Source organism: Chromobacterium sp. FG89, from assembly GCF_057808735.1.
Window position 1 is genome coordinate 74805 of record NZ_JBMDIQ010000005.1, and the last position, 23780, is coordinate 98584.

Annotated in this window: 21 protein-coding genes; 16 read left to right on the plus strand and 5 right to left on the minus strand. The window is 66.5% G+C overall.

Going from position 1 to position 23780, the window contains the following annotated elements; genetic code table 11:
* The first annotated feature begins 311 nt into the window (after positions 1-311).
* On the plus strand, positions 312-1445 hold the full coding sequence (locus ACODRW_RS06590) for an efflux RND transporter periplasmic adaptor subunit (RefSeq protein WP_158274363.1): 1134 nt from the start codon (positions 312-314) through the stop codon (positions 1443-1445).
* The gene (locus ACODRW_RS06595; protein ID WP_107800872.1) at positions 1445-4531 is read left to right on the plus strand and encodes an efflux RND transporter permease subunit; all 3087 of its coding nucleotides are present in this window, start codon (positions 1445-1447) and stop codon (positions 4529-4531) included. Before ACODRW_RS06590 ends, ACODRW_RS06595 begins: the two co-directional genes overlap by 1 nt.
* Positions 4532-4584: 53 nt before the next feature.
* On the opposite strand, the gene ACODRW_RS06600 is transcribed toward ACODRW_RS06595, so the two are convergent.
* Positions 4585-5082, minus strand: a complete 498-nt coding sequence (locus ACODRW_RS06600; RefSeq protein WP_488905401.1) for a CNP1-like family protein — start codon at positions 5080-5082, stop codon at positions 4585-4587.
* A 14-nt stretch (positions 5083-5096) separates the two neighbouring features.
* Complete coding sequence (locus ACODRW_RS06605) at positions 5097-5876, minus strand: NRDE family protein (protein WP_107800874.1); 780 nt, start codon at positions 5874-5876, stop codon at positions 5097-5099.
* A 189-nt stretch (positions 5877-6065) separates the two neighbouring features.
* On the opposite strand from ACODRW_RS06605, the gene ACODRW_RS06610 reads away from it, so the two are divergent.
* Positions 6066-6296, plus strand: coding sequence for a sulfurtransferase TusA family protein (locus ACODRW_RS06610; protein WP_043589636.1), 231 nt, complete (start codon positions 6066-6068; stop codon positions 6294-6296).
* Positions 6297-6492: 196 nt separating this feature from the next.
* Positions 6493-7530 (plus strand): dihydroorotase, encoded by a 1038-nt coding sequence (gene pyrC, locus ACODRW_RS06615; protein ID WP_227105456.1) that lies wholly within the window; start codon positions 6493-6495, stop codon positions 7528-7530.
* Between the two features lie 114 nt (positions 7531-7644).
* On the opposite strand, the gene ACODRW_RS06620 is transcribed toward pyrC, so the two are convergent.
* Positions 7645-7986: an FKBP-type peptidyl-prolyl cis-trans isomerase gene (locus tag ACODRW_RS06620; protein ID WP_107800876.1), complete on the minus strand. Its 342-nt coding sequence runs from the start codon at positions 7984-7986 to the stop codon at positions 7645-7647.
* A 308-nt stretch (positions 7987-8294) separates the two neighbouring features.
* On the opposite strand from ACODRW_RS06620, the gene ACODRW_RS06625 reads away from it, so the two are divergent.
* From ACODRW_RS06625 to ACODRW_RS06675, 11 genes are all read left to right on the plus strand, one after another.
* The gene (locus ACODRW_RS06625; RefSeq protein WP_107800877.1) at positions 8295-9044 is read left to right on the plus strand and encodes a sulfite exporter TauE/SafE family protein; all 750 of its coding nucleotides are present in this window, start codon (positions 8295-8297) and stop codon (positions 9042-9044) included.
* A gap of 160 nt (positions 9045-9204) precedes the next feature.
* Positions 9205-10731: a 4-hydroxyphenylacetate 3-hydroxylase family protein gene (locus tag ACODRW_RS06630; RefSeq protein WP_199225936.1), complete on the plus strand. Its 1527-nt coding sequence runs from the start codon at positions 9205-9207 to the stop codon at positions 10729-10731.
* A 23-nt stretch (positions 10732-10754) separates the two neighbouring features.
* The gene (locus ACODRW_RS06635; protein WP_227105458.1) at positions 10755-11801 is read left to right on the plus strand and encodes an aromatic ring-hydroxylating dioxygenase subunit alpha; all 1047 of its coding nucleotides are present in this window, start codon (positions 10755-10757) and stop codon (positions 11799-11801) included.
* A gap of 13 nt (positions 11802-11814) precedes the next feature.
* Positions 11815-13188, plus strand: coding sequence for a diaminobutyrate--2-oxoglutarate transaminase family protein (locus tag ACODRW_RS06640; RefSeq protein ID WP_488905402.1), 1374 nt, complete (start codon positions 11815-11817; stop codon positions 13186-13188).
* Between the two features lie 16 nt (positions 13189-13204).
* Positions 13205-14521 carry a lysine N(6)-hydroxylase/L-ornithine N(5)-oxygenase family protein gene (locus ACODRW_RS06645; protein ID WP_107800881.1) on the plus strand — a complete coding sequence of 439 codons (1317 nt, stop codon included), beginning with the start codon at positions 13205-13207 and terminating at the stop codon, positions 14519-14521.
* The gene (locus ACODRW_RS06650; RefSeq protein WP_488905403.1) at positions 14502-15803 is read left to right on the plus strand and encodes an NAD(P)/FAD-dependent oxidoreductase; all 1302 of its coding nucleotides are present in this window, start codon (positions 14502-14504) and stop codon (positions 15801-15803) included. Before ACODRW_RS06645 ends, ACODRW_RS06650 begins: the two co-directional genes overlap by 20 nt.
* Positions 15800-16432 carry an FMN-binding negative transcriptional regulator gene (locus tag ACODRW_RS06655; protein WP_488905404.1) on the plus strand — a complete coding sequence of 211 codons (633 nt, stop codon included), beginning with the start codon at positions 15800-15802 and terminating at the stop codon, positions 16430-16432. The genes ACODRW_RS06650 and ACODRW_RS06655 overlap by 4 nt, the downstream gene beginning before the upstream one ends.
* Positions 16425-17501, plus strand: a complete 1077-nt coding sequence (zapE, locus tag ACODRW_RS06660) for a cell division protein ZapE (protein ID WP_488876591.1) — start codon at positions 16425-16427, stop codon at positions 17499-17501. Before ACODRW_RS06655 ends, zapE begins: the two co-directional genes overlap by 8 nt.
* Positions 17492-17881: a tautomerase family protein gene (locus ACODRW_RS06665; RefSeq protein ID WP_488905405.1), complete on the plus strand. Its 390-nt coding sequence runs from the start codon at positions 17492-17494 to the stop codon at positions 17879-17881. Before zapE ends, ACODRW_RS06665 begins: the two co-directional genes overlap by 10 nt.
* Positions 17882-17883: 2 nt before the next feature.
* On the plus strand, positions 17884-18387 hold the full coding sequence (locus tag ACODRW_RS06670; protein ID WP_488905406.1) for a flavin reductase family protein: 504 nt from the start codon (positions 17884-17886) through the stop codon (positions 18385-18387).
* Entirely contained in the window at positions 18384-19265 is an 882-nt protein-coding gene (locus ACODRW_RS06675; protein ID WP_235085959.1) for an isocitrate lyase/PEP mutase family protein, read from the plus strand. The genes ACODRW_RS06670 and ACODRW_RS06675 overlap by 4 nt, the downstream gene beginning before the upstream one ends.
* A gap of 44 nt (positions 19266-19309) precedes the next feature.
* On the opposite strand, the gene ACODRW_RS06680 is transcribed toward ACODRW_RS06675, so the two are convergent.
* Positions 19310-19993, minus strand: a complete 684-nt coding sequence (locus ACODRW_RS06680) for a response regulator transcription factor (RefSeq protein ID WP_107800888.1) — start codon at positions 19991-19993, stop codon at positions 19310-19312.
* Positions 19994-20472: 479 nt separating this feature from the next.
* Here ACODRW_RS06680 and ACODRW_RS06685 point away from each other — a divergent pair, with 479 nt between their 5' ends.
* Positions 20473-22935: an ATP-binding protein gene (locus ACODRW_RS06685; protein ID WP_488905407.1), complete on the plus strand. Its 2463-nt coding sequence runs from the start codon at positions 20473-20475 to the stop codon at positions 22933-22935.
* Between the two features lie 137 nt (positions 22936-23072).
* Here the strand turns inward: ACODRW_RS06685 and ACODRW_RS06690 are convergent, their stop codons facing one another.
* Positions 23073-23735, minus strand: a complete 663-nt coding sequence (locus ACODRW_RS06690) for a fimbria/pilus periplasmic chaperone (protein ID WP_488905408.1) — start codon at positions 23733-23735, stop codon at positions 23073-23075.
* Positions 23736-23780: the final 45 nt, after the last annotated feature.

Consider the following 23780-nt stretch of genomic DNA (forward strand, 5'->3'; position numbering starts at 1 on the left):
TCGATCCGACGCATGCCGCGCGCCAGCCCCGCCCCCCGGCCCCACGCTCATGAGCCCAGGCCGCGCCGCCAACGCATCTTCCTGATCCGCAAGCCTTATTCGGCCCTATCATTCCAATATGCGGACAGAATCCGGCCCGGTTTTCCGGGCTGCGCGACCAGCGGCGGAGGGACGCCCTGGAAACGCGGCCCGCCGCCGGATGGATGTCCGCGGCAAGCGGCGACGCCGGCATGCGCCAGCAGGTATCGATGGGACGACGCCTGGCATCCACACGGCGGGCTAGGCGCCCGCCCCAAGAGCGAGAAGAAAAGATGAAGAAACGAGTCGTTGCAAGCGCTGCCGCGCTTGCTCTGGCTGCGGCCGGCCTGGCCGGCTGGTATGGCTCCAGGACGAGCGCCGCCGCGTCCAAAACCGCGGCGCGCCCGCCGATTGCCGTTGGCATCGCCAAAGTGGCGGCGGAGGATCTGCCGATAGAACTGAGCGCCACCGGCAATGTCACCGCCATTGAAAAGGTGGAGGTCAAGCCGCAGGTGTCCGGCGTGGTGGCCAAGGTCCACGTCAAGGAAGGCCAGAGCGTGAGCCCGGGCCAATTGCTGTTCACGCTGGACGCGGCGGCGGAAACCGCGCAGCTGAAAAAGGCTCAGGCGCAGACGCTCAGCGACCAGGCCCAGCTGAAAAACGCCGAACGCGACCTGGCGCGCAGCCGCGACCTGCTGGCGAAAAACTTCGTCTCGCAAAGCGTGGTGGACGCCAACCAGTCCAAGGCCGACGCGCTCAGCGCCACCGTGGCCGCGGACCGCGCCCAGGTGGAGGCGGCCCGCGTGGCGCTGGACTATAAAACGCTGCGCGCCTCCATCGGCGGACGCATCGGCGTGATCGGCGTCTATCCGGGCACCCTGGTGCAGCCGGGCATGGCCGCGGCGATGCTGACCATCACCCGCATCCATCCGATCAACGCCACCTTCACCCTGCCCGAGCGCGAACTGGGCGCGGTGCGCGCCGCCGAGGCCGCCGGCAAGCTGCTGGTGCGCGCCACGCTGCCGGACAGCGGCGACAGCGTGGACGGCAAACTGGTTTTCATCGACAGCGCGGTGGACAGCGCCAACGGCACGTTGACGCTGAAAGCCGAGTTTTCCAATCCGGACGGCAAGCTGTGGCCGGGCCAATTCGTCACCGTCTCGCTTAACGCCGGCCGCTACCGGCAGGCCACCACCATTCCGGTGGCGGCGCTGCTGACCGGGCCGGAAGGCAAATTCAGCTACGCGGTGCAGGCCGACGGCAGCGTCAAGCGTGTGCCGGTGGAACTGCTGGCCATCCATAAGGAAAAAGCCGTCGTCAAAGGGCTGAGCGTAGGCGAGGCCGTGGTGTCCAACGGCGGCCTCAACCTGCGCCCCGGCGACAAGGTGCGCGCGGCCAAGGCCGGCCAGGCCAGCGGAGGCCAGTGATGCAAATCTCCGAGCTCTGCATCCGCCGTCCGGTGATGACGGTGCTGCTGTGCCTATCCCTGGTGGTGGCCGGCCTGATCGCCTATCAGAAACTGCCCATCGCCGCGCTGCCCAGCTTCGACACCCCCACCATCAACGTTTCCGCCAGCCTGCCCGGCGCCAGCCCGGACAGCATGGCCTCCTCGGTGGCCGCGCCGCTGGAAAAGCAGTTTTCCACCATTCCCGGCATCGCGGTGATCAGTTCGTCCAGCACCCTGGGCAGCACCTCGATCACGCTGGAGTTCGACAACGACCGCAATATCGATCTGGCGGCGGTGGACGTGCAGGCGGCGCTGCTGCGCGCGCAGCGTTCTCTGCCGACGGAAATGACCTCGACGCCGTCCTACCGCAAGGTCAACCCGGCGGATTCGCCGGTGCTGCTGCTGGCGCTCAATTCGCCGGCGATGTCGCTGTCCGACCTCAACGACTACGCCGAAAACTGGATATCGCCCAATATCTCCACCCTCAAGGGCGTGGCCCAGGTCAATATCTTCGGCCAGAAGCGCTACGCGGTGCGGATCAAGGCCGATCCGGGCAAGCTGGCCTCGCGCAATCTGACGCTGGACGACGTGGCCGCCAGCATCCGCGCCGCCAACGTCAACACCCCGGTGGGCACGCTGGAGGGCAAATCGCAGCTGATGACGGTGGAAGCCAACCGCCAGCTGCAAAACGCCGCCCAGTTCGCCAATCTGGTCATCGCCAGCCGCAACGGCCTGCCGGTGAGGCTGTCCGACGTGGCCGCGGTGGAAGACAGCGTGGAAAACCTCAAAAGCGGCAGCTGGGTCAACGGCGAGCGCTCCATCGTGCTGGCGGTGATGCGGCAGAGCGACGCCAACACCGTGGCGGTGGTGGACGCCATCCGCAAGGAACTGCCGCAATTGCAGGCGCAGTTGCCCGGCTCGGTGCGGCTGAACCTGCTGAACGACCGCTCGCAGTCCATCCGCGAAGCCATCCACGACGTCAAGCTGACCCTGCTGCTCACCATCGCGCTGGTGATCATGGTGATCTTCATGTTCCTGCAGCGCATGGCGGCCACGGTGATCCCGGCGCTGTCGCTGCCGATCTCGCTGATCGGCACCATAGGTCTGATGTACTGGCTGGGCTACAGCCTGGACAATATCTCGCTGCTGGGCATCACGCTGGCGGTGGGCCTGGTGGTCGACGACGCCATCGTGATGCTGGAAAACATCGTCCGCTACATCGAGGAAGGACTGTCGCCGATGGAGGCGGCGCTGAGGGGCTCGCGCGAGATCGCCTTCACCATCGTGTCGATCTCCTTGTCGCTGGTGGCCATCTTCATTCCCATCTTCTTCATGCAGGGCGTGATCGGCCTGCTGTTCCATGAGTTCGCCGTGGTGGTGTCGCTGGCGGTACTGGTGTCGGCGGCGGTGTCGCTGACCCTGATCCCGCTGCTGTCCTCGCGCTTTCTCAGCGCCGACTCGATCGGACACCAGGCCCGGCGCGGCCGGCTGGCCGCCGCGCTGGAAGGCGGCTTCGACGCGGTGCTGGCCGGCTATCGCCGCACGCTGGACCTGGCGCTCAAGCATCGCCGCCTGACCCTGGCCGGCGCGCTGTCCACCTTCGTCCTGACCGCGCTGATGTTCAACGGCATTCCCAAGGGCTTCTTCCCCACCGAGGACACCGGCCAGATCATGGCCAGCACCGAGGCGGCGCAGGACATCTCCTACGAGGCCATGCTCAAGCTGCAGCAACGCGCAGCGGCCATCACCCAGGCCAATCCCAACGTCGCCTTCGCCACCTCCTCGCTGTCCGGCGGCAATACCGGCCGCATGTTCATCCAGCTCAAACCGCGCGGCGAGCGCGCCAAGCTGGACCCGACCATGGAAAGCCTGCGTCGCGACCTGCGCGCGGTGCCGGGGCTCAGCGTCTATCTGAACCCGACGCAGAACCTGCGCCTGGGCGGACGCCAGAGCAAGAGCCGCTACCAGTACACCTTGCAAGGCATTCAGGCAGAAAGCCTGAACACCTGGTCCGACAAGCTCTTGCAGCAGATGCAGGCCGATCCCATCTTCCGCGACGTCACCAGCGATTCCCAGCTCAAGGGCCTGCAAGCCAAGCTGAACATAGACCGCGACAAGGCCAATCTGCTGGGCGTGGACATCCAGAGCATACGCAGCGCGCTGTACAGCGCCTTCGGCGAACGGCAGATTTCCACCATCTACACCGCCAGCGACAACTATCAGGTCATCCTGCAGGCGGACGACCCGTTCAAGGTCAACGAGTTCGACTTCTCGCGGCTGCGCGTGCGCGCCGCCGACGGCCAGCTGGTGCCGCTGTCCAGCATCGCCTCGGTGGAGCGCACCGTCGGCCCGATCTCGGTCAACCACCAGGGCCAGCTGCAGGCGGTGACGCTGTCCTTCAACCTGGCGCCCGGCATCCCGCTGAGCCAGGCCGATCAACACCTGCGCCAGCTCAAGGACCGCATCTCGCTGCCGCCCTCCATCGCCACCAGCTATAGCGGCGACGCCGCCGCCTTCGAGGAAACCCAGGGCAGCCAGATCCTGTTGCTGGGCATCGCGGTGGCGGTGATCTACGTGCTGCTGGGGGTGCTGTACGAAAGCTATATCCACCCGCTGACCATTCTGTCCGGCCTGCCCTCCGCCGCCATCGGCGCGCTGGGCACGCTGATGCTGTTCGGCCAGGAACTGACCGTGATCGCCAGCATCGGCATCCTGATGCTGATCGGCATCGTCAAGAAAAACGCCATCATGATGATCGATTTCGCGCTGGAGGCTCAGCGCAAACAGGGCATGTCGCCGGAACAGGCCATCCACGCCGCCTGTCTGCTGCGCTTCCGGCCCATCATGATGACCACGCTGGCGGCGCTGATGGGCGCGCTGCCCATCGCGCTGGGCCTGGGCGCCGGCGCCGAGTTGCGCCAGCCCTTGGGCCTGGCGGTGGTGGGCGGCCTGGTGTTCTCCCAGGTGGTCACGCTCTACATCACCCCGGTGCTCTATCTGTATTTCGACGCGCTGGCGCAACGCCACGCCGCCTGGCGGGAAAAACGGCGCGCGCTGCGCGCCTGACGCGACAAGGCCCGCGCCGGAGTCCGGCGCGGGCCTTTGTATTTTCAGCAGCCTCAGCCCTGACGCAAGCGCTTGATCGCCTCCTCGGCGTCGCGCGGCGCGCGCTTGTCCGGGCAGGCCAGATCGCGCAGCGAACGGCGCAGCTTGTCGTCGCGCTCTATCTTGCGCCACACCGCCTTGTTGGAGCGGATCCAGTTTTTATCGATGCTGTTGCCAAAAGCGTAAGCGCGGTAGCTGCCCTCATTGCACAGCAGGCCCTCGAAACTCAGGTTCTCGCCGCCGGCCGGGCTTTTCACCCGCACGATCATCCGCACCACGCCGTCCTCGCCCGCGCTCAGGGTCTTGGCGTCGACGAAATACTGATTGACCTGCAGATTGTCGGTGCTGACCGCGATCCAGTCCGGCTGCGCCGGATACGGCGGCAACTGGTAATCGCCCTCCTGCCACGGCACCTCCGGCACAAAATCTATATTCTTCTTGATCTTGTTGTCGGCCAGCGCCGGCTGCGCGGCGCAGAGGGCCAGCACGATGATGGCGGCAAAGGTCTTCAAATCACTACTCCTCGTCAACGCGCCGGGGCCGCGCTTGGCTGGCCCGGACGCAAAGTGAAACGGCGGCGGCCGGTTTCCCTGCCGGCCAGGCCCCAACTCAATTCCGAAAACTGCATATCGCCGCGCGCCGACACCGTCAGCAGCATGGACGCGCGGGTGCCATAGTCGCGGCCCTTGATGAAGATGGGCGACAGCACCCGCTCCAGCGCGGAACCGATGCGGGTGTTCGGCAACTGTCCCGGCGGCGCCGGCGTGCCGTCGGACAGGGCGATGAAAGCCTGATCCTCGGTGGGCACGCGCTGAAACTCGCGCAAATACTCCGCCAGCCGCTCGCTCTTGAACCACGGCGTGTCCAGCGTGGCGTTGGACAAAGTGTGAATGCCCGGCGTCACCCGGGCGATCTGGCCGCCGCGGCTGTGGAAATGAAACAGGTCCGAGGTATAGCCGAACAACAGGTTAAACGGCGCATAGCGGCCTTGCTCGGCGCGCAGCCAGTCCGCGAAGGCGAACGGGTCCTCGTCGCCGGCGACGAAGCGCTCCACCAGTTCGCCGCGCGAGCGCTCCGCCTTGACCGGATGGCCGTCGCGGATATTGGTCACCGCGGCGATGCGGCCGCGGCCGTCCACCATCAGCCAGCCGCCGCCGGATTCGGCGTCGCGGCCGCCCAGCGTATTCTGATATTGCGGCCACCAATCCAGCGGCTCAGTCGGACGCGCATAGTATTCGTCCCGGTTGGCCAGCAACACCAGCTGGCCCAGTCCGGGGGTCTTGTAGGCAAAAGCGATCACGCACATGATGAAGACCGATTTGAGGATGGCTTGGCGACTCGCGTAAACTTAGGGTTTAGGGAGCAGCCGCGGACAGTTCCGACCAGGCCTGTATTCCGCTCGATGTCCGCCTCGCGTCGGCGATGCGGCCTTGAACGGGTTCCAAGCGGCCGGGCTTCCCTCCATTGTAACTGATAAGGCTGAGGAAGCCGGACCATGAATTTCGACAAGACCATAGACCTCTCCGGCCTCAACTGCCCGCTGCCCATCCTGCGCGCCAAGAAGGCGCTGGCGGAAATGGACAGCGGCGCGGTGCTGGAGGTGATCGCCACCGATCCCGGCGCGCCCAAGGACTTCGAAGCCTTCTGCCGTCAGACCGGCAATGCGCTGTTGACCTCGGACACCACGGCGGAAGGCAAATTCCGCATGGTGCTGAAACGGAAATAATTTCGATGGCTCGGAGCCTGTTTACCCGCTCGCCGGCAAAGACGAGACCAGGCGAAAGCGGCTGAAGAAGCGGAATGCACATAGCGTACATGAGCATTCTGAAGAGACTTTCAACGCCGTATCGCCGCCGCGCAGCAGCATGTAAACAGGTTCTTTTTGGCCACCGCCTTTTTCACCGCTACCCGCAGGCAAGACCATGACGCAAACCCTGACCCTGATCCGCCCCGATGACTGGCATCTGCACGTGCGCGACGGCGCGGCGCTGGCCGCCGTATTGCCCGACACCTGTCGCCAGATGGGCCGCGCCATCATCATGCCCAATCTCAAGCCGCCGGTGACCACCGTGGACGCCGCCGCCGCCTACCGCGAGCGCATCCTGGCCGCGCGCCCGGCCGGCAGCCGCTTCGAGCCGCTGATGACGCTCTACCTGACCGACAACACCTCGCCGGCGGAAATCCGCAAGGCCAAGGCCAGCGGTTTCGTCCACGCGGTCAAGCTCTACCCGGCCGGCGCCACCACCAATTCCGATTTCGGCGTGTCCGACGTCAACAAAGCCATGCCGGCGCTGGAGGCCATGGCCGAGGCCGGGCTGCCGCTGCTGGTGCACGGCGAAGTCACCGATCCGGCCATCGACGTGTTCGACCGCGAAGCGGTGTTCATCGAGCAAGTGTTCCAACCGCTGCTGGCCAAGCTGCCCGCGCTGCGCGTGGTGTTCGAGCACATCACCACCCGCGACGCCGCCGAATACGTGGCCGCCGCGCCGGACAACGTCGCCGCCACCATCACCGCCCACCACCTGCTGATGAACCGCAACGCGCTGTTCGTCGGCGGCATCCGCCCGCATCATTACTGCCTGCCGGTGCTCAAGCGCGAGCTGCACCGCCAGGCGCTGCTCAAGGCCGCCACCAGCGGCTCCGCCAAGTTCTTCCTCGGCACCGACAGCGCGCCGCACGCGCGCCACGCCAAGGAGAGCAGCTGCGGCTGCGCCGGCATGTACACCGCCAACGCCGCCATCGAGCTGTACGCGGAGGCCTTCGAGGCCGCCGGCGCGCTGGACCAGCTGGAAGCCTTCGCCAGCCTCAACGGCCCGGCCTTCTACCGCTTGCCGGTCAACGAAGAGCGCGTGACCCTGGCCAAGCAGGCGTGGACCGTGCCGGACACGCTGCCCTACGACGGAGACGCGCTGGTGCCGCTGCGCGCCGGCGAGAGCATTGCCTGGAAGCTGCTGGACTAAGAAGCTGTTTACGATCTGCTGCGCGTCGGCGATACGGCGTTGAAAACAGACTCTTAAAGAGCAATGGCGAACAACACCCGGTCCCAGCGCCGGTCTGTTGTCCGCCGCGCCGCCTCAATCGTCGCGGGTCAGCACTTCCAGCAGCTCGATCTCGAACAAGAGATTGGAATTGGGCTGGATGCGGGCGCCGATCTGGCGCTCGCCGTAGGCTAGATGCGCCGGCACGTACAGCCGGCGCTTGCCGCCCGCCTTCATGCCCATCAAGCCCTGATCCCAGCCCTTGATCACGCGGCCGGTGCCGATCACGCACTGGAACGGCCGCCCCTTCGCGTAGGACGAATCGAACTCGGTGCCGTCCTCCAGCCAGCCGGTGTACTGCGTGGTGATCAAGGCGCCCTTGACCACCTCCTTGCCCGTGCCCTCCACCAGATCGGTGATGTGCAGTTCATCGCTCATATGGCTTCCTCGCCTTCAATCTGCCGCGGATGATAGCGGACTCGTCCCGCCGCGGCGAGCCCGGCTCGCCGGCCGGCGCGGTAGTCGCGCGTAAAACTTTTTCTACAAATATATTAATCATTAAATGCAATTCAAATACTACAAGGACAAACTTTCCCATTTGACATACATCATGACAAATCAGTAGGATGCAAACACTTGAGAACGGCTGATTCCATACAAAATAGCCGTCGGAGAAATAGCAGGAGCCGTCAGGCCAACGCCCGGGAAAGTATTCCAAGCGTGGCAGGCAGGCCAGGAGAACCCCTATGTTGCTGGATTTGCCATGGCAGGACCTGAGCGCCATCTTTGCGGCGGTCACCATTGCTTACGTGATTTTCGGCGTGGCCGGTTTCGGCACCGCCCTGGTCGCCAGCCCGGTGCTGGCCATTTTCATCCCGGTGGCCAAGATCGTGCCGCTGCTGGCGCTGATGGATATGTTCGCCGCCTTCAGCAACATCCTGCGCGACGGCAGCCAGGCGGACCTGGGCGAACTGAAGCGGCTGATCCCGCTGATGGTGGCCGGCAGCCTGATCGGCGCCGCCATCCTGCTGAAAACCCGGCCTGACGCGCTGCTGCTGGCCTTGGGCGTGTTCGTGGTGGCCTACTCGCTGTATTCGCTCAGCGGCCTCAGCCCCAAGCGGCAATTCCAGCCCCGCGCGGCGGTGCCCTTCGGCCTGGTGGGCGGCGTGTTCAGCGCGCTGTTCGGCAGCGGCGGCTTCATCTACGCCATTTATCTGTCCGGCCGCATCGAGCAGAAAGAACATCTGCGCATCACCCAGACCACGCTGATCGGCCTGAGCACCCTGACCCGGGTGGTGCTGTTCGCGCTGGCCGGCGTTTATATGGACGCCTCCCTGCTGCTGCTGGCGCTGATCCTGGCGCCGGCCATGTTGTGCGGGGTGTTCGCCGGCCGACACATCACCCTGCGGCTGACCCGCGAACAATTCATCCGGGTGATCAATACCGTCGTCCTGTTTTCCGGCATCGTCCTGCTGGGCCGTTACTTCAGCCACTGAGCGGCCCCACTACTCAATACCCGCCGTAGCCATCCGCCGGCCGCAACCACGCGCGGCCGCGCCCATGGCGTCGATTCTCTCATCCCTGACGGGAGGGCGTCGTGTCGCCCGCAGTCCGGGAATGTGTTTGCTGCTCTTAAATGACGATGAGGAGTGCCAAGTGAATCATGCTGCATTGAACGAAATGATGACGCCGGAGGAGTACCTGGCCAGTCTCAACGATGGCCGCGAAGTCTACATCTACGGCCAGAAAGTGGCGGACGTCAGCCGGCACCCGGCTTTCCGCAACAGCGCTTACTCGATGTCGCGGCTGTACGAGGCGCTGCACCATCCGGACAGCCAGGAGCTGATGACCGACATCGATCCGGAAGGCTATCGCACCCACCGCTATTTCATGCCCAGCCGCTCCTGTGAGGACTTGCTCAAGGCCCGCGACGCCATCGCCCACTGGTCGCGGCTGACTTACGGTTTCATGGGCCGCACCCCGGACTACAAGGCCGGCTTCACCGCCACGCTGAAATCCGACCCCCATCTGTACGCGCCCTTCCACGACAACGCGCTGAACTGGTATCGCCAGAGCGCGCGCAAAGTGCTGTTCCTCAACCACGTGCTGGTGAACCCGCCGGCGGGCCGCGCCCGCGCCGCCTCGGAGATGCGCGATCTTTACCTGCACGTGGAGAGGGAAACCGACGCCGGCATCATCGTGCGCGGCGCCAAGATGGTGGCCACCAGCGCGGCCATCTCCAACGCCACCTTCGTCGCCCAGAACAGCGCCGCCCAATACCAGGCCGGCGGCGAGGAGGACTTCGCGCTGTGCTTCATCCTGCCGATGAACGCGCCCAATCTCAAGATCATCTGCCGCCGCTCTTACGAGGCCGCGGCGCTCAGCCCCTTCGACAACCCGCTGTCCAGCCGCTTCGACGAAAACGACTCGGTGCTGATCTTCGACGGCGTGTTCGTGCCCTGGGAAAACGTGCTGATCTACCGCGACATCGAGCGCGCGCGCAGCTTCTATTCCGCCTCCGGCTTCCTCAACCGCTATCCGCTGCAATCCGGCACCCGGCTGGCGGTGAAGATGGATTTCATCTGCGGCCTGCTGGCCAAGGTGCTGGAATCCAACGGCAGCGACGGCTTCCGCGGCGTGCGCGCCCGGCTGGCCGACATCGTGGCGCTGCGCAATCTGATGTGGTCGCTGACCGAATCGCTGTGCCACAACCCGGAACCGCGCCGCGACGGCTCGGTGGTGCCGCGGCTGGAAGCCGCCGCCACGGTGCGCTATTTCGGCACCCAGATGATGTCCCAGCTCAAACCGGTGTTCAACACCATACTCGGCGGCTCGCCCATCATGCAGGTGTCCAGCTGGCTGGACCTGGCCAATCCGGAACTCAAGGACCTGATCGGCTGCTACTTCCAGGGCACCGATCAAGAGGCGGTGGACCGGCTCAAGCTGATCAAGCTGCTGTGGGACGCGCTGGGCAGCGAGTTCGGCGGCCGCCACGAACTGTACGAGCACAACTACGCCGGCAACAACGAGCAAGTGCGGCTGGACATGCTGCGCCACTGCGAGAGCAGCGGCGTGCTGGAGCAATGCCGCGCGCTGGTGGACGACTGCATGGCCGACTACACGCCGGACGGCTGGGCGCGTCCGGGCTGGCAGTTCGACGGCGCTTGCCGCGACCGCGCGTGAACCGGACCGGAAAGGAGGCAAGCATGCTGTACGCAGGCAAATGGGACCGCGCCGGTCTGGACTACCAGGCCTTGAAGAACCAATGGCACGTGGTGGCGCGCGCCGACGAAGTCAGCGCAGAACGCCCCAAGGCGGTGCGGCTGCTGGGCGAGGAACTGGTGCTGTGGCGCGACGGCGCCGGCCAGATCCACGCCTGGAAAGATTATTGCGGCCACCGCGGCGCCAAGCTGTCGCTGGGCTGCGTCAAAAAGGGCGAGATCGAATGCCCGTACCACGGCTGGCGCTTTGACGCCGGCGGCCAATGCACGCGGGTGCCGGCCCACCCGGACCAGGCCACGCCCTCGTCGGCGCGGCTGATCTTCCGCCACCACGCGGCCGAACGCTACGGCCTGATCTGGGCCAGCCTGGACGCGCCGCAGCGGCCGCTGCCGGTGTTCCCGGAATGGGAGGACGACAGCTTCCGCAAGGTCTTCGCCGGCCCCTATCGCTATATGGGCAACGCCTTGCGCTCGGTGGAAAACTTCCTCGACGCCTCGCACTTCCCCTTCGTCCACGCCAATCTCAACGGCGACCCGGACGCGCCGGAGCCCTTGCCGGACTACCAGGTATTCAAGGACGAACACGGGCTGCGCACCTCGGAAATTTCGGTGTTCCAGCCCTATGGCGACCACCGCGGCATCCCGGTCACCGCACGCTACACCTACTCGGTGTTCAACCCCACCACCGCCTACTTCGTCAAGAAGACCGGCGACACCGAGCGCTTCTGCACCTTCCTCAACGCCACCCCGGTGGACGAGGCCGAGTGCGTGATCTGGCTGATCGTCGCCATCAACTTCGGCGCCGACTTGAGCGAGGAAAAAATCCTCTATCGCCAGGACATGGTGTTCGAGCAGGACCGGCTGATCGTGGAATCGCAGCGCCCGGCGCGGCTGCCGCTGGACCTCCAGCAGGAAATGCATGTGCGCAGCGACCGCTTGGGCATCGAATACCGGCGCTGGATCAAGGAACTGGGTCAGCGCGCCGGCGCGCAGGACCACGCCGAGCCGCGCGCCGCGGCCTTGCTGAACTGACAGGGAGCAAACGATGGATGCCTTTGAACCCCGCCGCCTGCAACTGGCCGAGCGCGAATCCAACGCCCGCACCTACGCGCGCGGCATAGACCGCGTGATCAGCCGCGGCGAACTGGCCCGAGTCTACGACAGCGAGGGCCGCGAATACCTGGACTGCCTGGCCTGCGCCGGCGCGCTGCCGCTGGGCCACAACCACCCCTTCGTCCAACAGCGGGTGGCCGATTTTCTGCAGTCCGGCCAGCTGCAGCAGGCGCTGGACATCGCCACCCCGGCCAAGCTCGCCTTCGTGGAACAGCTGTACCAGGCCCTGCCGGCCGCCTTCGCCGAACACGCCAAGGTGCAGTTCTGCGGCCCGTCCGGCTCCGACGCGGTGGAAGCCGCGCTCAAATTGTTCAAGACCGCCACCGGCCGCCGTCCGGTGCTGGCCTTCCAGGGCGCCTACCACGGCATGACCATGGGCGCGCTGGGCATGATGGGCAATCTGGGGCCGAAACAGGCGGTCAGCGGCTACCCGGCGGAAATCCAGTTCCTGCCGTTTCCCTACGCCTACCGCAGCCCCTTCGGCGCCGACGCCGCCGACACCGAACGTCTGTCGCTGGCCTATCTGGAAAACCTGCTGTCCGACCCGGAAAGCGGCGTAGGCAAGCCGGCCATGCTGCTGGTGGAACCCATCCAGGGCGAAGGCGGCTGCATTCCGGCCAGCGCGGAATGGCTGCGCGGCCTGCGCGAGATCACCGCGCGCCACGATGTGCCGCTGGTGATGGACGAGGTGCAGACCGGCTTCGGCCGCAGCGGCGACATGTTCGCCCATGAGTGGGCCGGCATCGTGCCGGACGCCGTCATCCTGTCCAAGGCGGTGGGCGGCGGCTACCCGCTGGCCCTGGTGGCCTACCACCGGAAATACGACCGCTGGGCGCCCGGCGCTCACGCCGGCACCTTCCGCGGTAACCAGATCGCCCTGGTCAGCGGCGCGGCCACGCTGGAATACCTGCGCCGGCCCGGCGTGCTGGAGCAGGTGCAGGAAGTGGGCCAGCTGCTGCGCCGGCGCTTGCAGGCGCTGCAAACGCGCTTCTCCTGCATCGGCGAGGTGCGCGGCCGCGGCCTGATGCTGGGCGTGGAACTGATAGACCCCAACGGCGCGCCGGACGCGCTGGGCCACCCGCCGGCCAACGGCCTGCTGGCCAAGGCGCTGAAACGCGCCTGTCTAGAACACGGCCTGATCCTGGAGAGCGGCGGCCGCCACGGCGCGGTGATGCGGCTGCTGCCGCCGCTGATCATCAGCGCCGACGACGCGGAGGACATCGTCCGCCGTTTTGAAACCGCGCTGGCCAGCCTGTGGCCCGCCGCCCCGGCCGCCGCGCACGCCCCGGCCGCAATGGCATTCTGAACCCTGGAGCGACAGCATGACGCACACCGTACACGACATCATCGGCATCGGCTTCGGCCCCGCCAATATCGCGCTGGCCATCGCGCTGGAAGAACTGGCGCCGCAGCTGTCCGTGCGCTTCCTCGAGCGGCGGCCCTCCGCCGCCTGGCAGCCCGGCATGCTGCTGGAAGGCTCGGACATCCAGAACCACCCGCTGCGCGACCTGGTCACCCCGCGCAACCCGCGCAGCCGCTACACCTTCACCAACTTCCTGCACGAGCACAACCGGCTCTACGAGCACCTGAACCTGCCGCTGCACTACCCGCTGCGGCTGGAGTACGCGCAATACGTCAGCTGGGCCGCCGGCTGCTTCCAGCACCTGGTGGAATACCAGCGCGAAGTCATCGACATCCTGCCGGTCAGCGACAGCGACGGCGCGCTCAGCCATTACCGCGTGCTCTGCGCCGACGGCCGCGAATACCTGGCGCTCAGCGTGGTGCTGGCGCCGGGCCGCACCCCCAACATCCCGGAACCGTTCCAGCGCGCGCCGGACCCGCGCGTGGTCCACCTCAACCACTACCTGCCGGCGCTGGAACGATTGAAAGCCAAGGGCGGCGGACGGGTGGCGGTGATAGGCGGCAGCCAGAGCGCGGTGGAAATCCTGCTGCACGCCAGCGCCGAGCCGGCGCTGACGCGGGTAGTCGGCGTCACCCGCAACTTCGGCTACCGTCAGAAAGACACCAGCCCCTTCTCCGACGAGGTGTATTTCCCCGCCTTCGTCGACGCCTTCTTCGCCGCCAGCCCGGAACACAAGACCCGGCTGCGCCAAGAACTGGTGTTCACCAATTATTCGGCCGCCGACATCGACGTGCTCAACCAGCTCTACGTCAAGCAATACGCCAACCGGCTGCAAGACAAGGACAGCCTGGCCCTGCTCACCTGCATGGACACCGAGGCCTGCGAACCCGGCGCCGACGGCGTCACCCTGCGGCTGCGCCACTTCCTGGGCGGAGAAATCGTCAGCGAAACCGTGGACCTGGTGATCTTGGCCACCGGCTTCCTGGACCTGGGGCGCGGCCCCAAGCGCGAACCCTGGCCGCGCGTATTGGAAACGCTGGCGCCGCAGCTGTGCGCCGAGCGCGACACCGTGGACATCGCGCTGGACTACCGCGTGCGCCTGCAGGGCGAGGCCGACCGCGGCGCGCCGCTCTACCTGAACGGCCTGTGCGAATCCTCGCACGGCATGGGCGACGCCGGCTCCTTCAGCCTGCTGGCGCTGCGCTCGCAGGCCATCGTGCAATCGCTGACGGCGCGGCTGGAACAAGGATCGCGGCATGACGGCGCCCGCGCTTGAGGCCTTGCTGAGCGCCGCCAGCGGCTGGCAGGCGCGCGCGCCGCGGCTGCTGGCGGCCAAGGCCGACGCACTGCCGGTCAGTTGCGAACTGGCGGTGATAGGCGCCGGCCTCACCGGGCTGTCGGCGGCGCTGGCCGCCGCCGAGGCCGGCTGCTCGGTGGTGGTGCTGGAGGCCGACGCCGTCGGCGGCGGCGCCACCGGCCGCAACTCCGGCTTCGTGGTGCCGGTGCCCGCGCGCTGCGGCCCGCCGGAACTGCGCGCCTGGCTGGGGCCGCAGGCCGACGGCTATCTGGCCGGCCTGAGCGAGGCCGCGGCCGAACTGCTGGCGCTGCCCGAAGCCAGCCCGGTGCGCAAAGGCTGGATGCAGTTGTTCGCCGCCCCCGGCTCCGCGCCGGCCGCCGCGCTGGCCTGGCGCAGGCTGGGCGTGCGCGCCCGCGCGCTGGACGCCGAGCAGGCGCAAGCCCTGACCGCCGCCGCCGGCTACCACGGCGGCCTGCTGTTCGAAGACGGCGGCCAGATCGACCCGCTGGCGCTGGCGCGCGGCCTGGCCGAACGCTGCCGCCGGCGCGGCGTGGTGCTGCTGGAGCGCTGCCCGGCCAAGCTGGTGGAAGGCAGCCCGCGCGACGGCATGCACGTGATCCGCACCCCGCGCGGCAGCCTGCGCGCCGGCCGCGTGCTGATGGCGGGCAACGCCTACAGCCGCGACGGCGTCGCCGAAGTCGCCCGCCACAGCGTGCCGCTGACGCTGGCGCTCGGACAGTTCGAACTGAGCCCGGAACAACAGGCGCGGGTGCTGCCCGCCGACATCCCCTTCTCCGACAACCGCCGCGACATGTGGTTTTTCCGCAAAATGCCGGAAGGCCAATTGCTGACCGGCCTGTTCGCGCTGCGCGCCGACGCCGAAGCGGAGCAATACGCCGCCGCCTTGCGCCAGCGCGTCCGCGCCGTCTTCGGGCTGGAGCTCGACGCCGCGCCGCGGCTATGGGCCGGTCAGGTCGGCCTCACCCCGTCCGGCCTGCCCAGCCTACGCCGCGTCGGCGACGGCGTCCTGGCCTGGACCGGCTGCAACGGCCGCGGCCTGGCGCTGTCCTTCATGCTGGGCCGAACCCTGGCGCGCCAGCTGATAGGGGCCGGCCCGGCCCTCTTGCCCTTCAACTCGCGACCGCTGCGCGGCCGCGCGCTGCTAAAGTGGATGGCCGAAACAGCCATCGCCCACGACCGCCGCCGGCGCGCCCGGCTCGCGCAGACCGAAGCGCCTACGCAAAAGGACACCCTCCAGTGAGTTCATGCGCCTTCCATTACCAGGAATACTGCTGTAGCCGCCCCGAGCTGATAGACCGGATGATCGCCCGCTACCCGCTGGCGCTGATCAGCAGCGAACACCAGGGCCGGCTGCACGCCAGCCACATCCCGCTGTTCCGCGTCGCGGACCGCAGCCTGTTCGGCCACGTCGACCGCCGCAACCCCCAATTTCAGGGCCGCGGCCGCTTTCCCGCGCATCTGGTGTTCATGGGCCCGCAAAGCTATATCCCGCCGGAAGCCTACCGCAGCCGGCTGCTGCCCACCTGGAACTACGTCGCCGTGCATATGGACGTCGAAATCGAAGTGCTGGACGACCTGGAATCCGCCCGCCGCGCGCTGAGCGACACCTGCGAGCGGCTGCAGCCGCCGCAAGCGCCGTTCCAGTACGAGGCCGCCGATCCCCGGGTGATCGCCAACGCGCCGCACATCCTCGGCCTGCGCGTCCATGTGCTGCGCGAGGAAGGCCGCTTCAAGCTATCGCAGGATAAAAAACCGGAAGACCAGCAAGCGGCGCTGGACCATCTGCTGCGCCACGACGAAGCCGGCGAGCGCGCGCTGCTGGACGCCTTGCTGCGCTTCGCCGAAACCGCGGAGCCGGCGCATGGCTGAACCCTCCGCCCTGAGCCGGCGCTTCATCGATCAGGGCGTCGTGCTGGACCCCGGCCAGCGCCGCGCCGCCGACGCGCTGGACGCGCTGCGCCTCCAGGCGCGGCCCGGCCCCGCCTGGCCGCTGCGCCGGCCGGCGCCGCAAACCGGCGCCTATCTATGGGGCGAGCCCGGCCGCGGCAAGACCATGCTGATGGACGGCCTGTTCGCCTTGTCCGCCGAGCCGGCGCAGCGCATTCATTACCACCAGTTCCTGCGCGATCTGCACCGCGGCCTGGCCCAGGCCGGCGGCGAACAAGCCAACTACCTGCCGGCGCTGGCGCGGCGCGTCGCCGCGCAAAGCCGTTTGTTCTGCCTGGACGAATTCCATCTGCACGACATCGCCGACGCCATCCTGATGGAGCGCTTCCTGACCGTGCTGCTGGAAGAGCGGGTGCGGGTGATCCTGACCTCCAACTACGCGCCGGAACAACTGCTGCCGGACCCGCAGCTGCACCGTTACGCGCTGCGGGTGATCGCGCTGATCCAGCGCCATATGCAAGTGCTGCACCTGGACGGCGAGCGCGACTACCGCTACCGCGAAGCCGCCGCCGGCGAACACTATCTGCACCCCTGCGGCGCGGACACGGAACAACACCTGCGCCGGCTGCTGCAAGAACAGGGCCGGACCGTCGGCCCCGCCGCCGCCGTCTCCCTGTCCGGCCGGCCGCTGCCCGCGCGGGCGCATAGCCCGGACTGCGTCTGGTTCGATTTCGAAACCCTCTGCCTGGGCCCGCGCTCGCATCTGGATTACCTGGAAATGTCGGAACGCTGGCACACCGTGGTCGTCTCCGACATCGTCCAGGCGCAGCTGAACAAGGCGGACGGCCTGCGCCGCTTCATCTGGCTGGTGGACGTGCTCTACGACCGCCGCCAGCGCCTGCTGCTGATCTCGGAACGCCCGATCGAAACCATGTTGCGCGAAATCACGCTGTCGGCGGACACCCACCGCACGCTGAGCCGGCTCGCCGAAATGCAATCCGCCTCCTTCGCCGCCGCCACCGCCATCGAAATGAGCCCCCTATGCCAATAGTCAGAATCGAAGACGCCGCCGCGCGCACGCCGGCCCAACGCCAAGCCATCGTCCACTGCGTCTACGACGCGCTGCGCGCCGTGTTCGGCGTCAGCAACGAAGAGCTGCAAGCGCGCTACCAGCGCTACGCGCCGGAAGACCTGCTGCCGCCGGGCGGCGATCCGGACTACCTGCACATCGAAATCACCGTCTTCGCCGGCCGCAAGCCGGAAACCAAGAAAAAGCTCTACGCCAAGCTGGCCGCGGATCTGGCCGCGCTGCTGAACATCGCGCCCGCCTCGGTGCTGATCCTGCTGCGCGAAGAAGCCGCCGACAACTGGGGCATGCGCGGCGGCCAGGCCGCCAGCGAAATCGATTTCGGCTACACCATCGCCGTCTGACGATGGGCCAAGACCAGCAGGCCCTGCGCCAAACCCTGGGCAGCTTCGCCACCGGCGTCGCCGTCGCCTCCGTCCTGGACCCCGAGCGCGGCCCGCTGGGGCTGACCATCAACGCCTTCAGCGCGCTGTCCCTGGAGCCGCCGCTGATCCTGTGGTGTCTGCGCCGGCAATCGCGCGCCGCCGCCAGCTTTCTCTCCGCCGATCGCTTTGGCATCCAGGTGCTGAGCCGGCAACAACTGGACCTGTGCCGGCTGTTCGCCGGCCCCGATCTCGACGAGCGCAAGCGCGCCCAGTTCACGCTGCGGCGCCACGGCGCGCCGCTGATCGACGGCGCCGTCGCCTGGCTGGCCTGCCGCCGCAAAAGCCATTACGAAGAAGGCGACCACCTGATCTTCATCGGCGAGGTGCTGGAAACCCATCACGACCCCGCGCGCCAGCCGCTGGTCTACTGGCGCGGCCGCTACCATCAAACCCATCCCCTAGCCCCTCTGGAACCGCAAACATGACGCAAAACAGCAAACACGTCCTGCGCAGCCTGATAGCAAGCCGCTCCGGCCTGCTGGTGCCCGGCGCCTACAACGCCCTCAGCGCGCGCCTCGTCGAAGACCTCGGCTTCGGCGCCCTCTATCTGACCGGCGCCGGACTGACCAATATGCAGCTGGGTCTGCCCGACCTGGGCTTCGTCGGCCTGAAGGAAGTGGCGGACCAGACCGCCGCCATCCGCGACGCGGTGTCCATCCCCATCATCGTCGACGCCGACACCGGCTTCGGCAACGCGCTCAACGTGCGCCGCACCGTGCGCGTGCTGGAACGCGCCGGCGCCGACGCCATCCAGCTGGAAGACCAGGTCCTGCCCAAGAAATGCGGCCATTTCGCCGGCCAGAGCCTGATCAGCGCCGCCGAAATGTGCGGCAAGCTTCAGGCGGCGGCGGACGCGCGCCAGGATGAGAACCTGCTGATCATCGCCCGCACCGACGCCTGCGCGGTGGACGGCATAGACGCCGCCATCGAACGCGCCGGCCGCTACGCCGAGGCCGGCGCCGACGTGCTGTTCATCGAAGCGGTGCGCGAGCTGGACGACATCCGCCGGCTGCCGGCGCTGTTCGACCGCCCCTTGCTGATGAATATCGTCATCGGCGGCAAGACCCCGGCGCTCAGCGCCGCCGATCTGAAAGAATTGGGCTACGGTCTGGTGCTGTACGCCAACGCCGCGCTGCAAGGCGCGGTGCTCGGCATGCAGCGGGCGCTGGGCGCGCTGTCCCGCGACGGCATTCTGCAAGAAGACCCGCAGTTGGTGGCCCCGTTCGCCGAACGTCAGCGCCTGGTCAACAAGCCGCTCTACGACGAACTGGACGCGCGCTACGGCGCGGCCGGGCGGGAGTGAGCGCGGCCGGGCCGCGACGAAGGGCGGGCGCCCAGCCCGCCCGTCTATTGGATTTCGTCCTTGATGAAATACAGCTCGTGGTCCGACTTCAGACCCAGCTTCTTGATCGCGGCCTGTTTCTGACCGCTGATGGTCTTGATGCTTTTGGAGAACTTGTCCGCGATTTCGCTGACCGTCATGCCTTCCAGAAAACAGCGCAGCACCTCCAGCTCCCGCGGCGACAAGGCGGACAGGCGGACCACCCGGTCCATCGCGTCCGGCGCATGCGTGGAACTGTCGGCGGGCACGCTGTCCGCCTGCTGGGCCTGCGCCAATTCCAGCGCCATTTCCGCGGTCAGATACACGCGCCCGGACGCCGCCACCCGGACCGCCCGCACCAGCTCGTCCAGGTCCTGCTGTTTGCCGACGAAGCCGCGCGCGCCGGCCCTCAAAGCCAGGGACACCGTGGCCGTGTTGTAATAAGAGGACATGATCAGGATCACCACCTCGGGAAAACGCGCGCGGATGGCGCGGATCAGGTTCAAACCGTCCATGTCCTGAGGCTGCAGCGCGTAATCCAGCACCAGCACGTCCGGCCGCTCATGATTCAAGGCCGCCAGAAAAGAGCGGCTGTCGCCGAAGCTGCCCGCCAAGACGATATCGCCCTCCTGCGACAATCTAAAGCCCAAACCCTGTCTGACCACCTCGTGGTCGTCCAATAACATCACTTTGATTTTTCTTTTCTTCATTCCTCCTCCATGGCGATAAAAATCACTTCAGCATCAATTCAAACTCCCGCTCTTTGAAAAGCACGTCCCAATATAGCATGCGCCGTCAGCGCGCCGCAGCCGGCCCCTCTCTCTTTCAAAACCCGTCGCAATATTTCAAGCGCCAACTTTGACCCATGATAAAACAAGGCAAAACAATAAGACGCCGGACACCAATATCATGCAATAAAATCAAGCAAAATAAATATTTCTCAAAAGATCAAAATACAAAAACATACTCTGCGCGCGCAAACGCGCTTGCGCGCCGGATTGATAAAAAATGCTAAATGCCCGGACAAATCGGCGTCAACAAGACCATTCTCAAAGCCGGGCGTTCGCTAAGCGCTTATTTCCCAGGTAAAATAAGCCGCATGCAATTAACCGCCTTCCAGAACGCCGCATCGCCAAAACGGCCGGACCGACTATAATGCCCAAGAAAACACAGCAAAGACGGCGACCGCATGGCAAACAATACAGCTAAGCAATCTATTCTCCCCTTTGCCGCCCCGCCCCTGCGCCCGCTCCTTAATACCGCGTTTCACGCCCTGCTCTGGTCCGCGCTGTTTATTATCTGGCTGGGCGCATCCAGCGCGGCCAGTCAGGCGGAGCCGCCGTCCTATACCGCGGAAGAAATCGCCTGGATCAAACAGCACCCCACCATCTACTATTCCATCGATCCCTACTGGCCGCTGGAATATATTGAAAACGGCAGCCACAAGGGGCTGAGCTGCGCCTACCTGAAAGCCATTGCCCAAAAGAGCGGCCTGCGGTTTCAATTAGTCGCCGCGGCGAACACCCAGGACATGATAGGCAAGTTGAAAAGCGGGCAGATCTATCTGGCCACCATGGGCGCGACGCAGCTGATTCCCAAGGAATATGGCATACCGCTGCTGAATAGCCAGCCCTACGCCTCCACCGCCACCATCATCATCACCAAGGCCGGCGCCGAAGGCTTGTTCAACCCGTCCCAACTGGAACGCAAGGCCGTCGCGGTCAAGGGCGGGGGCGGTTATGAGCAGTATCTGCGCGCGCACTACCCTTATCTGCAACTGGTGCTGATCAACGACCCGGTGGCGGCCTTGAAGGCCGTCGCCGACGACAAGGTGTTCGCCGCCATCGGCGCGGAAATCGTGTTCCGCCCGGTGTTGCAGGGACGCTTCCCCAAAACCCTGCAAATCTCCGGCACCATGCCGGAAATGTTCACCGGCCTGAACATCAAGGTGGCGCAGCAATATCCGGAGCTGCGCTCCATCATCGACAAGTCCCTGCTCCAGCTCAGCCCGTCCGAGACCGACGAGATTTTTGACGATTGGGTCGCCGACATCGACTTCGGCAAACCGTCCATGCATCAGATCAGCCGCTACTACCTGCCGGAAATCCTGCTGGTGATCTGCGTGCTGTCGGTGATGGTCTTCCTGTTCACGCAGGCCCGCTGGGCCAAACGCCGGGCGGTGGCCAGCGAGGAGGCGAAGTCGAAATTCATCGCCATGATGAGCCACGAAATCAGAACGCCGATGAATGCGATACTCGCCGCCATCGAACTCCTGCAGCAAACCCGGCAAAGCAAGCAGCAGCAGGAGCTCGCCGCGCTGGCCGGCTCCTCCGCCCTCAATCTGCTGGAGCTGCTGGACGATGTGCTGGACACCGCCAAGCTGGAAGCGCGGCATCTGGCGCTGGAAACACTGCCCACCGATCTGCTGGAACTGGCCAGAGGGATCAGCGACAGCCAACGCCTGAGCGCCAGCCGCAAAGGACTGGAACTGACCCTGGCCGCGGACGGGCTGGAAAACCGCCTGTTGATCCTGGACCCGTTGCGCATGCGTCAGATCATGACCAATCTGCTGTCCAACGCCATCAAATTCACCGATCGCGGCGAGGTGGCGCTCTTGATGCAGTTCAATCTGCAAAGCGCCAAATCCGGGAAGCTTCTGGTCACGGTGCGCGACACCGGCGTCGGCATCGCCAAGGCCCAACAGGAAAAACTCTTCCGCGCCTACAGCCAGGCGGAACGCTCCACCAGCCGCCGCTACGGCGGCAGCGGCCTGGGCCTGAGCATCTGCAAGCAATTGATCGAGCTGATGGGCGGCAGCATTCTGCTGGAGAGCGCCGAGGGCAAGGGCACCGCCGTCAGCTTTGTCCTGCATGTCGATGTCGCCGAACCCTCCGCCGCCGACGCGCAGGCCCCCGCCTCCGGACCCGCGCCCGACGCCCTGCCGCCGCAACGCCTGCTGGTGGTGGAAGACATGGAGGTGAACCAGCAGGCCATCCGCCGGCAGCTCGCGCAGCTGGGCTGCGACGCCGTCATCGCGGAAGACGGCCAGACCGCCTTGCGGCTACTGCGGCAAGGCGAAGCCTTCGCGATGATCCTGATGGACTGCAATCTGCCCGGCATCGACGGCTACGAAACCGCCAGGCGCATCCGCCAGTTGGAGGCGGAACGGAATCTGACCTTCACCCCCATCATCGCCATCTCCGCGATCACCGATCTGGCGCACAAGAACCGCTGCATCGCCAGCGGCATGGACGGCATGCTGTCCAAGCCGCTCAGCCTGCGGGATATCGAGGACATATTGCGTTTGTGGTTGACGACGGAAGGCGCCGCGCCGCCGCCGCTCGCCCTGCCCACCTCGGCGCTGGACCTGGCCCGGCTGTACAGCCGCAGCGCGCGGCAGGACCTGCTCCAGTTCCGGCAAGCCGCCGCCGACCAGCTGCCGGACATCATGCTCCACCATGTTCACCGGCTCAAAGGCGGCGCGCTGACGGTGGGCGCGGAGCCCCTGGCGCGGCTGGCCGCCCGGATGGAGCACGCGCTGCGGACGGAAGGCGAGCGCCCGGAGGAGGAAGCGCTGCTGGCCTGGCATCGGGAGTTCGAGCAGGCCTTGGCGCAATGGCGGCGGCAAGAAGCGCCCGAGGACGACGCCTAAAGCCGTTCAAAGCCTCACAAGCAAGGACGAGACAAGGCCTTGCGGCGGAAGAAGCGGAATGGCCGGACGGCGCATGGGCGTTTCGAAGCGGTTTTCAACGCCGTATCGCCGACGCGCGGCAGATCGTAAACAGGCTCTTAGCCCTGCTCGCCCGCGCACTGATCCACCACCACCCGGATCTCGTCGCCCAGGCCCACCCGCACCAGCGAGCGCCCCGTCAGCGGCGCCAATCGCGCCGCGCTGCCGGGCGCCTGTATCTTGGTGCTGCCGGTTTTGCCGCCGCAGGCCTCGTCCTGCAGCAGCCAGAAGGCCGCGTTGCCGGTATTGCGCAAAACCCCGTGATCCAGATGGAAGTCCAGATAGGCCGCGCGCGGCCGGACAATCAACACGCTGCCCAGCGCCAGCGGATAATCCGCCCAAGCCCCGGCCCGGCGCGCGCCCTGCGCGCCGGCCGCCGCGTCCTCCACCACTTGCAAACGATAGTAGCGCTCCCGCCCCTCCATCGCCGCGCCGCGGTAACGCAGCTTGATCGCGCCGCTGGCGCCGGCCTTCAAGCTCAAACGCGCCGGCGCCGCGTCCACCGTGGCCGGTTCGGCGTCCTCGCCCGCGCCGGCCTCCAGGCCGGCCAAGGGCCGCAGAACGATGCGGTAGCTGTGCGGCTGCCGGGAATCGTTTTTCAACTCCACCCGCATCTCGTTCCGGTCGGCGTCCAACTCGATCACCGGGGCCATCTGCAAGGACCAGGCCGACATCGCCGGCAAGGCGCACAGCAGCGCCGGCAAGGCCTTTCGCATATTCATGAACATCTTCGTTTCCTTCCGCCGACGCGCGGGCCGAGACGGCCG